The organism is Citrobacter sp. RHBSTW-00944, assembly GCF_013615435.1.
Lineage (GTDB): Bacteria > Pseudomonadota > Gammaproteobacteria > Enterobacterales > Enterobacteriaceae > Citrobacter > Citrobacter braakii.
This window is the reverse complement of sequence record NZ_CP055418.1, coordinates 2,230,367-2,240,311: the sequence shown is the minus strand read 5'-3', so window position 1 is coordinate 2,240,311 and position 9,945 is coordinate 2,230,367. Positions and strand designations below refer to the sequence as shown.

The 9,945-nt window shown below is 49.8% G+C and carries 15 protein-coding genes; 2 read left to right on the top strand and 13 right to left on the bottom strand.

Annotation, left to right across the window (positions count from 1 at the left end):
• Positions 1-155 precede the first annotated feature (155 nt).
• From HV334_RS10765 to HV334_RS10745, 5 genes are all read right to left on the bottom strand, one after another.
• On the bottom strand, positions 156-887 hold the full coding sequence (locus HV334_RS10765; protein ID WP_181221680.1) for a Fur-regulated protein: 732 nt from the start codon (positions 885-887) through the stop codon (positions 156-158).
• A 479-nt stretch (positions 888-1,366) separates the two neighbouring features.
• Complete coding sequence (locus HV334_RS10760) at positions 1,367-1,597, bottom strand: hypothetical protein (protein ID WP_181221880.1); 231 nt, start codon at positions 1,595-1,597, stop codon at positions 1,367-1,369.
• Positions 1,597-2,130, bottom strand: a complete 534-nt coding sequence (locus HV334_RS10755; RefSeq protein WP_181221678.1) for a DUF2514 domain-containing protein — start codon at positions 2,128-2,130, stop codon at positions 1,597-1,599. Before HV334_RS10755 ends, HV334_RS10760 begins: the two co-directional genes overlap by 1 nt.
• Positions 2,127-2,744 carry a glycoside hydrolase family 19 protein gene (locus HV334_RS10750; protein ID WP_087051087.1) on the bottom strand — a complete coding sequence of 206 codons (618 nt, stop codon included), beginning with the start codon at positions 2,742-2,744 and terminating at the stop codon, positions 2,127-2,129. Before HV334_RS10750 ends, HV334_RS10755 begins: the two co-directional genes overlap by 4 nt.
• 9 nt (positions 2,745-2,753) lie before the next feature.
• Positions 2,754-3,089 carry a phage holin, lambda family gene (locus HV334_RS10745; RefSeq protein ID WP_181221676.1) on the bottom strand — a complete coding sequence of 112 codons (336 nt, stop codon included), beginning with the start codon at positions 3,087-3,089 and terminating at the stop codon, positions 2,754-2,756.
• A gap of 297 nt (positions 3,090-3,386) precedes the next feature.
• Here HV334_RS10745 and HV334_RS10740 point away from each other — a divergent pair, with 297 nt between their 5' ends.
• Both HV334_RS10740 and HV334_RS10735 read left to right on the top strand, forming a co-directional pair.
• Entirely contained in the window at positions 3,387-4,256 is an 870-nt protein-coding gene (locus HV334_RS10740; protein WP_069219401.1) for a hypothetical protein, read from the top strand.
• Positions 4,257-4,518: 262 nt separating this feature from the next.
• Entirely contained in the window at positions 4,519-4,941 is a 423-nt protein-coding gene (locus HV334_RS10735; RefSeq protein WP_003826156.1) for a hypothetical protein, read from the top strand.
• Positions 4,942-4,963: 22 nt separating this feature from the next.
• Here the strand turns inward: HV334_RS10735 and HV334_RS10730 are convergent, their stop codons facing one another.
• From HV334_RS10730 to HV334_RS10695, 8 genes are read right to left on the bottom strand one after another with little or no spacing between them, the layout of a single operon-like run.
• Entirely contained in the window at positions 4,964-5,329 is a 366-nt protein-coding gene (locus HV334_RS10730) for an antiterminator Q family protein (protein WP_069219402.1), read from the bottom strand.
• A 17-nt stretch (positions 5,330-5,346) separates the two neighbouring features.
• Positions 5,347-6,342, bottom strand: a complete 996-nt coding sequence (locus HV334_RS10725) for a DUF968 domain-containing protein (protein WP_181221674.1) — start codon at positions 6,340-6,342, stop codon at positions 5,347-5,349.
• Complete coding sequence (locus HV334_RS10720; protein ID WP_001704138.1) at positions 6,339-7,022, bottom strand: phage regulatory protein/antirepressor Ant; 684 nt, start codon at positions 7,020-7,022, stop codon at positions 6,339-6,341. The genes HV334_RS10725 and HV334_RS10720 overlap by 4 nt, the downstream gene beginning before the upstream one ends.
• A gap of 13 nt (positions 7,023-7,035) precedes the next feature.
• Complete coding sequence (locus HV334_RS10715) at positions 7,036-7,422, bottom strand: RusA family crossover junction endodeoxyribonuclease (RefSeq protein WP_000767088.1); 387 nt, start codon at positions 7,420-7,422, stop codon at positions 7,036-7,038.
• Positions 7,419-8,297: a phage N-6-adenine-methyltransferase gene (locus HV334_RS10710; RefSeq protein ID WP_080076404.1), complete on the bottom strand. Its 879-nt coding sequence runs from the start codon at positions 8,295-8,297 to the stop codon at positions 7,419-7,421. The genes HV334_RS10715 and HV334_RS10710 overlap by 4 nt, the downstream gene beginning before the upstream one ends.
• Positions 8,294-9,271: a conserved phage C-terminal domain-containing protein gene (locus tag HV334_RS10705; RefSeq protein WP_080076403.1), complete on the bottom strand. Its 978-nt coding sequence runs from the start codon at positions 9,269-9,271 to the stop codon at positions 8,294-8,296. Before HV334_RS10705 ends, HV334_RS10710 begins: the two co-directional genes overlap by 4 nt.
• A complete protein-coding gene (locus tag HV334_RS10700) occupies positions 9,259-9,555 on the bottom strand; it encodes a hypothetical protein (RefSeq protein WP_047411977.1) in 297 nt (98 codons plus the stop codon). The genes HV334_RS10705 and HV334_RS10700 overlap by 13 nt, the downstream gene beginning before the upstream one ends.
• On the bottom strand, positions 9,548-9,775 hold the full coding sequence (locus tag HV334_RS10695; protein WP_232190547.1) for a DUF4222 domain-containing protein: 228 nt from the start codon (positions 9,773-9,775) through the stop codon (positions 9,548-9,550). The genes HV334_RS10700 and HV334_RS10695 overlap by 8 nt, the downstream gene beginning before the upstream one ends.
• Positions 9,776-9,945: the final 170 nt, after the last annotated feature.

Sequence of the window (9,945 nt, the reverse complement as noted above, 5' to 3'; positions counted from 1 at the left end):
CATCTGCACGAAATCGCCTCTAATGAGATCAATAACCTGCGCAAATGATGATGATGACCTTAGATCCGAAAAACTAGCCGTTTTCCGCGAGCCAGCCGCCCCGTGGCAGGGTCCCCCTCCGGGAGTACCTTTTGATAATAATTATCAATTGCATCCTATCGGTTGAATCTTTGCCAAATAATCCCACCAGCCAGGCATTCATTGTGAATAGCTTTGCGGATTGTTTTTGCCAGTTCATCCATCGCTTTCTTGTCTGCTGCCACCTGCTTTGCGACATCACGCGCCGCACATTCAGCAGCGTTTTTCAGCACATTTTCGAGCACCGTTTCGAGATTGGTATCAACACCAGGTTTAACTTCGAACTTATCGGCACTGACGGTTACCTTGTTCTGCACCGGTTCATCACTGCGAACACCAAAGCTGATGTTGTAGATATTGGTCACCGGCTGATGTGTTTCGATTGCCGCTGCGCGGATAGCTCCATTGGCGATAGTGGCGTCCTTGATGAATGGCACTCCATTGCGAAGATGTTCGAAGGCGAGGGTGTTACGGTGTATGCGCTGTTCCAGCTCGCCGATTGCCTTCTGTGCGGCAGAGATATCAATCTCAACGCCAAGCGTCATCGAAGCGCAATATTGCTGCTCACCAAAACGCGTATTGACCAGGTGTTCTACGGCAAATTTCTGCCCTTCTGATGTCAGAAAGGTAAAGTGATTTTCTTTCTGGTATTCAGTTGCGGTGTGGCGGGTTTCGGCAAAACCCAGCTCGCGAAGTTCGGCGGTACCAGATTTAGACGGCAGGTCACCAGACAGCAATGCTCCGCGGAAAAACAGTGCATACAACACATCTGCAGCAGCGCCAGATAGCGTAATTATTTTGTTACTCATGGGATATTTCCTTTTAGACGTGAGCCTGTCGCACGGTAAAACCGCCAAGAGTTAACGGTTTACCCAAGCTCACTACTGAAAGACTCTCTTTGATGTGCGCGTGCGATGCGCAAAAACCATATCAATTGAATGAGTTTACGAAAGGGGATAATCTGAATTCTCAGTCCGCCAGCGGTGGGACGTTGGCGAATTATTCTATAGAGGAATGACTGATTTCCTCTTGAGGAGCTTTTAATGGCTGTAACTACATGTCCTAAATGTACTTCAACTAGGTTTGAAATGAAGGAAACTGTTGTAGCTGGGTCCCGTTATAGGGTTATGTTTATTCAGTGCTCATCGTGTGGGGCTGCGATTGGGGTGCAGGACTACTACAACACTGGCGAACTATTAACCAGACTCTGTAAGAAGCTCGGGGTTCAATTCTAAATTATCGTAATCTACAGCAGGAATACTGAACTCCTGCTGTAATGCCCATCACATTAAGTGAATGAGATGCCAAGACTAACCAGCACGGCTTTCTTTTCCTCAATTCGGCGATTAAGTTCAGCCACTGCATGCGGGCGAATAGCATCGAGAAAGGCTTTATCCTGATAGGTGGACTGAATTGTCACACCAAGCCCATCACCACTTTCCAGTATGCCTTTCTGTCGTTGTAGCTCTTTTATCCCGTTGTTGATGTAATATGCTTCGGTCAGATTTTCGACATTCATCATTCAACCCTTTTGTTATTCGACTCTCTTACCGAGTCGTAAACACGCTCACATGTCATTCCTGCCCTGTGGCTTTCATCAGATCGTTCAGCATAATATCGAGCTTCTTCTGCAAGGCGTCCGAGCATGTCGGCGAGCATTCTGGCATGGGCTCCGGCTGTTTTGCTTCTGACGGCAGTGGCAAGATCTGCGGTGTGCTTTGCGGCGTCCAGGCGGGTGGCGAGTTTTTTGGCTTGCTGCTGCAACTGGCTAACAGTGGCAGACAGACCAGCAGCAGTGGCAGCAGATTTTGCGGCTTGTGCTTGTGCATCTTTTACAGCCTCATCACGGGCAATTATGCGCCCTTGTTCAATCCAGCGTGCGGCAGTCTGCGCGTTCGCTTCCTGTGAAGATTCCATGCTATTGCGGTCAGCCCACTTCTTTTGCCAGCCCCGCTCACTCCAGATGTTCCCGGCAAGAAATGCACCAGCCAACATCAGCAAAACAATGATTGTTTTCCACCGCCCCTTAACAAAAGCAAAGACCGCTGTCATACCAGCAACGCCGCCCGCGCTTTGTTATAACGACTATTTCTGTCAGCCAGTCCATTCTGGCCACCGTTGATGATCTGCGTTACACGGACAACATCACCTGAATACATCAGACAACCACGTAATGTGAAATACCATGCAGCAGAACGGGCTGCATGTTTCTCCTGTGTCAGCAACTCAGGTGTGCTGATCAGATCCAGCTTCAGCGCCGCACCGCATTTGGCGTAGTTCTCGCGGCCGGTGATTTGAAGCAGGCCACGACCGCGATATTTCCAGCCGTCACCCTGGCTGTTATTCCCCATGCGGTCACCATAAACCAGATTGGCTATTTGCGGCTGGTGGGCCACCTGCTTACCATCGACACGCCCCAGCATTTCACACTGATAAGGCGTCAGGCGTTTACCAAAGGTTTTCTTCAGCCCGTCGACCGAGTAGTTGAAGCTCTCGACCAGCGAGGTAAAACCAGCAGATTCATGCCCAACTTGTGCAATGAACATGGCCTGATCGGTAACTGCTGTGATTCCAAACTCTTTCATTGCAGCATCAATGTGCGGAAACCAGCGTGCAGAAAGCCCGGCGCTGATACCAGCCGCCTGCTGAAATTGTTGTTGGTTCATGGGGATCCCTTACTTGGCGTCGCCACCAAAGCGAACATTGAAAACGCGTGTGGCCACTGAGCGCACCTGCTCAACGCCAACGAAACCCAGCGCGCCACCAATAGCAATGGAAAGAGACTGTGGAAGGCTGAAATACTCGAGTGCGGAAACAGCCGTCAGCGTCATAGCGCCACACATCAACCCTTCCAGCGCCATCTTTTTCCAGCCGCCACCACCATATGCAATCCGCAGTACAGCCATCGCTACCGATAAAAGAACTGCGCCAATTGGCGTATCACCGCGCCACCAGCTATGAAGTAACTCAATTAACTCCGTCCAGGAGTGAGGGTCGTTGTGCATTTTCATGGTCTCTCACCTCCGATTCTTCGGATGGCGCTGTGTGATGAAAGGAGGATCAGGCTTCTGGGCTCTTATGCAAAGGTAAAAGTAAGGGTGATTCCCAGAGCCTGAAATAGAAAAGGCCGCCAAATGGCAGCCCTGAATACGACAAAACCCCGCTGTAGCGAGGTTTTTAATGATGTTAAGTACGCGTCTAAGTAACCACTCTTAACACGTTACATTACTTTTTGCGGACCGCAATAATGTTTTTTATTATTAAAACAGGTATTTTATGGAAAAAAATCAAACCATAGCGAGCAAATAGTGACCAATACTACTTCTTTTCAGATCTTCTATGATGCAGAAGACACTGAATTGGCACAGCATAAAATTGATGCAAAAACACTTAGCATTTCCATAGGTTCTATGGCTGATTTAATTTCAGCCGCCGATAAACGGCTTAACGACGGTCAACAAACTGTGAAGTTGATGGTGACAAACCCGGCTGAGGCTGGCTCTCTCGGCGTATCCTATACGATGATGGAACTTGTCCCACATGCAATCAATGTTGCGAAAGTGATCGGATTGACAGGGTTAGCCGGCGCAGCAATTGGTGCACCTGCATTATCGTTAATTCGACAGTTGGGAAGTAAGAAAGTCATTTCCATCACGAAACGAGCAGGTACAAACCAATCCGTTCTTGAGCTCGAAGGTGAAGAGATTGTTTGTCATGATTCTGTAGCAAAGCTAGTGACTGATCCAGAAATTAGGAATGCTTTAGTGAACGTTGTGCGCGCACCTTTAGACGGGAAAGAAGGCGCAGTGTTCAAAGTTCTGAATGAAGACGGTATCGAAGTCGTCCGCCTGGAAGGTGAAGAAACTGAGGAAATAAAACCACTTCCCAGGGGCACTTTGCTGGAAAAAGAAGAATCAGTGGAAGAAGTAAACGTAAGATTCGTCCAAATAAACTTTGAAGGAACAAAAGGTTGGAGGATTGAGTACCTCGGAGAGGAACATGCAGTTTCGTTTGAGGATCAACTTTTTATACATCAAGTCCAAAATGGTATCGTTAGTTTCACCAAAGAAGATTTGTTTGTCGTTGACCTCAAAACAACAAAAACTTTCACTGCACGTAATGCTTCAACCAAGTATGCTATAACCAAAGTTAAGCGAAAACGCCCTGCTGAGGTTTGATTAACGTGGCATTAAACTTGCAGATAGCACAACTGATCTTCTGGATAGGAGTGATTATGATCATTCCTACCTTTAGTCGTTTCTGCTATTCGGCATCTGCTTTGCTATGGCGTCGATTGTTTCCTACCAGGACCTTTGAGTTCCGGTATCACGATGAAGATACTGGTACAACTAAAACACTCATAGTTAAGGTACCAAGAAAAAACGGCAAAATGCTTACCAGCCTTATTGATGAGGCTATTTCGGAGAATTCAAAACCAAAATGAGTTCTCAAAGTAAAGGTTTAAGTACTGGAAAAGCGACACTTTCCACTGGTGGTTGGGGAGCAATACTTAGCGTTTTAGTTGGTGCAGTTCTTACAGACCCCAACAGCGTGTGGAGGACGGTTGCTTATGCCCTTGTGCCTGGTGTTGCTGCTGTCCTTACCTACGTGATGAATTGGTTCATTTCTAGGCATGGGTTTGAATCACCAGAAGATGCAGCTAAACGAGCGAAGTGTAAACGAGATTTAGCTGAGATCGAAAAACAGCTAAGCTCAGAGCATTTAACCCCTGAAATTGAAGCCAGGCTGATGCAGGCAAAGGCCAAGACAATTGAAATACTCGTTTCTATTGGCAGCGACTCTATCCTTGAAGCCTCATCACGTTCGAGCCAACTACCAGATACTGCCGGGCCTCAAGGCTAACCGGCAGTCTTGATTTTAACAATCAATCATCCATGTCAAGTCGAATATCAAGCATAGCCAAACATCCGTCTATAAATCCTTCTGCCATCTGTATCTCGATGCGTATCAATTTCTCATCTTTTTTACGCGCTTTCGCAATCTTCCTCTTAGATATTCCGTATAGGTAGTGGGCAACAAGAAGTGAATGCTCATATGGTTTTCGGTTTTTCAATCGCGCCAGGCACCCTTCGATGATCAGCGCATCATCGTCAGTACATGACGGTCGGGCTCTACCTGTTTGCGGCAACAGCCCCTTAAATCCTGCAGCAATAGGAGAATAGTCCACACCAGAGCTGTCACTGGCAGCCCACCCCCCCCATCTTTCGAGCAACATTTGAATATCACGCATTACTTTTCTCCATACACTTAAGCTTTCGCAATTACGCCGATCGCCAGCGCCCGATCCATAAAACGCAGTAGCAGCTCAAGCTGCGTACCATGCTTCTGCTCGAATGCAGGTACATCGGCGTGTAACTCGTCGTGGCACTCTCTGCACAGAGGGATCACGAAGAGGTCATGGGCTTTTGTTGCTGTCCCCCCCATACCGTGCCCTACGATATGGTGCGGATCATCTGCTGGCCGTCGGCAACACTCACAGGGTTGTGTTTTAACCCAGCGGGTGTAAGTCTCATTTATCCAGCGGCGTCGCTTTGGCCTGAGCATGAAAGATTCTGGAGATTCCGGATCAACAGAGAGCGTGAGGATCTTCTTCGCCTTCTCCTGCACGAGGCTGGTTGCAGAAGCGGAAGGCACAATGTCGCTTTCCCTCATGACCGAGCGGATCTTCTCATCCGGAAGGCGTAGCCCCTTGTGCGCAACGCTTTCCGGAATAACATCAGCCAGGTCGTTTCTGACCATCCACCAGCACAGTTCCGGAAGCGTCAGGATATGCGACTCGGGAAAACCAGAATCACGCCGAATGACTTCCAGAATCCAGGATACCAGGTTTCCGGCCGCTATACCTGCAAGCTGTTCGGTATGCTGCCCCGACAAAGTGTGATCGCAATGCCAGCACAGGCGAATGCTTCCTGGTGGGTGCCGCATTGTTGTGAAGTTCTTGTCGTGCCACGTTGAATGTGGCCACTGGCATTCAAACCGATTACTCAACCATTGCTCAAGGGAAGAAATCCCACCGGCACGCTGAATAACCCTCTCATTCTCGAAGACCTGACGCATTACCGGATCATCAGCCAGCGGCTGAATGGCTGCCGGAACAGCCCCGGTACTGAATGACGCCATTTCTTCTGGTTCAGGCTCGAGCAGAACGCGACCACGCATGAAGAGGTGCATCAGTTCCGCTCCGGGACGGAACAGCACAATCCCCATACGATGGGCGATCTCGGGGGTAAGCAGAGCTCTCACGCGACCTGCCCCCTGGCAATGTGTTCTGCCCACAGTCCACCAATCCAGCGCACGCCTTTCGCCGTGAAACGTGCCTGGCTGAATGCATGATTTGAGGTTACGGATGTGCCGGTTTTCACTTCAAAACGGCCCGCATCAATATGCTGATGCCGTGGAGTCATCGTTCCGCCAAGGCGATACATGATGTCGTTCTCAAGGAGGAATAACCGCAGATCTGGCTCTTTGGCCTTAAGCAGTTTTGCCACCTGGCGGAATGACATTGACCCACTGGCTGTACAGTACCGATCAACAAACGCTACCTTCGGCGCCGCGGCAGCCAGTTCGTTAGTCAACTGCTGTTTTTGTTCTGCAAGGTCAGCTGCAAGACGTAGGGCTTCAGAGAATGATTGAGGAATCGTCTGCTGCTGTGCCTGCTCAAGCTCCTGCCAGCGATCAACCAGACGCGCGGTAAACTCCGGCGACAGCTGCGCGACAACGATATAACTGTCCCGCTTCCCTATCAGATAAACCGATACCGACTGATTGAGGTGATTTTTAACTTCCCCCATTGGGGGGAGTTCAATAACACCGCGCTCTGCCAGGCGTTCAATGGACCGTTTAACATGGTCATGTCGTGATTCCACCAGCTCAGCAATATCGCTGCTGGACATGGTTAATGCTGTTGTTGCTAATTGGCTCATACTTTTCTCCATATCAGGCGGCTGCACCCGCCGGTTCATATCTGCTGATCGTTATCTCTACCCGACCTTTCGGCACTACGGGTCCCCATTCCACCAGCATGCGCTTAATCTGGCTGTCGTCTTCCCAGACACCCGCATGCGTCAGCGCGTCAAACAGGGCTTTGTTGTAATTATCGATATCCCGGCGGCGCGCATCCGGCGGGTACAGAGTGATTTCTACCGCTGCCAGTTCAGTCGATGGCTTCGGGAGACGTCGTAATTGCTCAATGATCGCCACGCAGGCAGCGCTTTGGTATTTACGGCCATCAGCGCTAATGAGGTGACGACCGGCCAGCGGCCCCTTGTTAGGGGCGCGCCAGTAAGTGTTCACGCTCGGAGGAAAAGGCAGGATCAGTTTCACGCGGCCTCTCCCCGCATATTGCGAACAAGTTCAGAGGCTGCAGTAATGATTTCGCTGGTGGCCGTTCGTTCCAACCAGAGTTGATTGATGTTGGCTTTCAGCTTGTTCTGCTGAGCCTCACTCAATACGTCAACGCCTTCCACCTGGTTAAACACCAGACCAACTTCGAGAGGCCAGATACGTGACTCAGTTTCCGATGGTATGACTGGCTCCTGGGGTGCACGCATTGCAATTGTCGGCTCTTTTCCAACAGCGAATTGAGCCAGCGCCATAAATGCCCGACCTTTTTCCTCCAGTTCTGTGCGGTTGATATAGCTGAACCGCTCACCACGCCATGACTTATCGAATACAGCTATGGCACCGGCAAAAAACGCGCTGGTGGGTTTCTGTTTTTCGTCAGCAGGTACAAACCACACAGGCAGATCGAACCCAATGCGCCCGCGAATGAATACAATGTGATCGGCATCTTCCGGCCACCACGTTTCACTCGGCGCAGCTTTTATCAGGAATACATAGCGACCGCCCTTCTCGCGCTGGGCTGCTGCGTACTTCATGATGTGCGTCATACCAGTGATCGCCTGTTTCTCGTGGTACTGCGAACGGCTATACGGTGGGTTGCCATAGCCAGCGCCACCCAGTTCTGCCAGACGTTCAGACCAGTCCTGCGTCAGCGCGTTATCTTCGGCGGTGTACCATGCCGGGCACTTCGCGTTGTCGTCGTCTGCAAACAGGTCCAGAACTAATGGACCAAATTGCGCGTTGATCCCCCAAAAAAGCAGATCCGGTGTCCGCCACTGATCGCCAACTTCTTTCAATTCATGGGTTGGTTGGCTACGCAGTACCGCCAGCGCCTGGCAATATTTGTTTAACGTCACCCTCTGAACCCCTCTGGGATTTTGGTATCGACCGGGCCGAATTTCATTGGGTCATGCTTTCGTGCCCTTCCCCAATCCTTACGTTCCGGACGCCCAGCAGAATCCCAGCGATTTGCAGACTGGAGGTAGCCAGGAAAATTTGACGGGATAAACAGCGTTGTTGGGCGGAGGTATTCAGCCATCTTGATATCAGCCCCCCATTTTTCTTTGCTGTAGTCGATGACCATCACCATCTCTTCAGGGGTAAAACCTTCTCGCAGCCTAGCGCGGATATGCTCAAGCGAGGTTTTGCATACCTGGAATCTTGAGCCGGTGGTCTGGTTCAAATGGGTTAAAACCTTTTTTGCCTGGTCGGTAATCACAACTTCAGGGTCGGGTTGCTGCGCAACCGGACAATAAGTTTTTTTATCCTGTGTACTCTCCTGAGTATTCTCTGTGTAATCTCCTGTATGAAAGTTTGTGGGATCCCCGCAGGCTTGTTCGTTGGGTTGTCCCATACTTGTTTGCGGGGTTTCCACATCCTTGTTTGTGGAATCACCGCAATCTAGTTTGCGGGACTGCACCAATCCAGATTGCGGCATTTCCACATTCTGGATGTTCCGCAATCTGGTTTTGTTCTGAGGTGCGGCCTTCTTCACTGACTGCGTAGTTTCAAGCAGCAGCGCTTCCAGGCGTTCAGGATTAATGCGGTAGTGCATCGTTGCTGGGACACCACGGCGATCTTCTTCCAGAACGCCAAGCTGTATCAGACGTTTGCGAGCCGTTTCCTGTTCATCACGGGTTAATGCAGTCTCGCTGGCAATATCTGCCTGGGTCTTATACATCCAGCCGCCATCCATACGGTTATGCCAGTAGACCATCTGCGAAAGAAAAACAGCCGCAACCGGGCCAGCTTTAACTTTGCCAACTCTCAGCTTGGCAAAAGCCGGGTTGTAAGCAATTGGACGATCAAGTAACTGAATCAATGTTCCCATGGTTCCTTCCTTAACCAATCCGGCACAGTAATGACATAACCGCTGGTAGCCTCACCGAACTGCATCCCGTAATTTTTTCTCAAAAGAAAGCCGTTTTCGGTCAGGTAATTGATAGCGCTTATAAAATCTGCTGAGCTGCAACAGCATATGTCTGTAAATCTCTTATCTGAAATAAGCTTTTCTTTACCCCCATCACCGCTTCCGCTTACTTGGATAAACAACATGATTAAACGATGTAATGGGCTGTTAAATTTGTAATCAAATACGATATCGGCTTCAGTCATGGTCTTTTCCTTCAGGTTGATTTAGGTAGTGATTCTCAATGCTTACACTACTCGATTTATTCATTTCCCTGAATTTCCGTAGGAACTGCTCAAGTGGGCTGAAGCATTCGTGCGGGTAGCCATCACGCAGGTAGATAACACGCTGTGTTTCTGGCTCCCAGCGGATAACACGGACAGGCACTCCGCGGTGATCTTTGAACCTTCGGTTAAGTTCGCGCACAGGCGTTTTGCCCTCCGGTTGTAGACCCCCACAATTGAAACCGCCCTACTGTGGTTACACGGAACCCAGCGGTTTGATAATCTGCGCTCATACCGAAACAACGGAGTACCCGAAACCGGGATCATCCTGAGTTGCGGTAGACGGTTAAAAGCCGTTAAACTGCTCATGCG

Bases quoted from the DNA above. Each gene is read 5' to 3' on its own strand.
- HV334_RS10765 (WP_181221680.1), bottom strand. From the start codon at position 887: ATGAGTAACAAAATAATTACGCTATCTGGCGCTGCTGCAGATGTGTTG.
- HV334_RS10760 (WP_181221880.1), bottom strand. From the start codon at position 1,597: ATGAATGTCGAAAATCTGACCGAAGCATATTACATCAACAACGGGATA.
- HV334_RS10755 (WP_181221678.1), bottom strand. From the start codon at position 2,130: ATGACAGCGGTCTTTGCTTTTGTTAAGGGGCGGTGGAAAACAATCATT.
- HV334_RS10750 (WP_087051087.1), bottom strand. From the start codon at position 2,744: ATGAACCAACAACAATTTCAGCAGGCGGCTGGTATCAGCGCCGGGCTT.
- HV334_RS10745 (WP_181221676.1), bottom strand. From the start codon at position 3,089: ATGAAAATGCACAACGACCCTCACTCCTGGACGGAGTTAATTGAGTTA.
- HV334_RS10735 (WP_003826156.1), top strand. From the start codon at position 4,519: ATGAGTTCTCAAAGTAAAGGTTTAAGTACTGGAAAAGCGACACTTTCC.
- HV334_RS10730 (WP_069219402.1), bottom strand. From the start codon at position 5,329: ATGCGTGATATTCAAATGTTGCTCGAAAGATGGGGGGGGTGGGCTGCC.
- HV334_RS10720 (WP_001704138.1), bottom strand. From the start codon at position 7,022: ATGAGCCAATTAGCAACAACAGCATTAACCATGTCCAGCAGCGATATT.
- HV334_RS10705 (WP_080076403.1), bottom strand. From the start codon at position 9,271: ATGGGAACATTGATTCAGTTACTTGATCGTCCAATTGCTTACAACCCG.
- HV334_RS10700 (WP_047411977.1), bottom strand. From the start codon at position 9,555: ATGACTGAAGCCGATATCGTATTTGATTACAAATTTAACAGCCCATTA.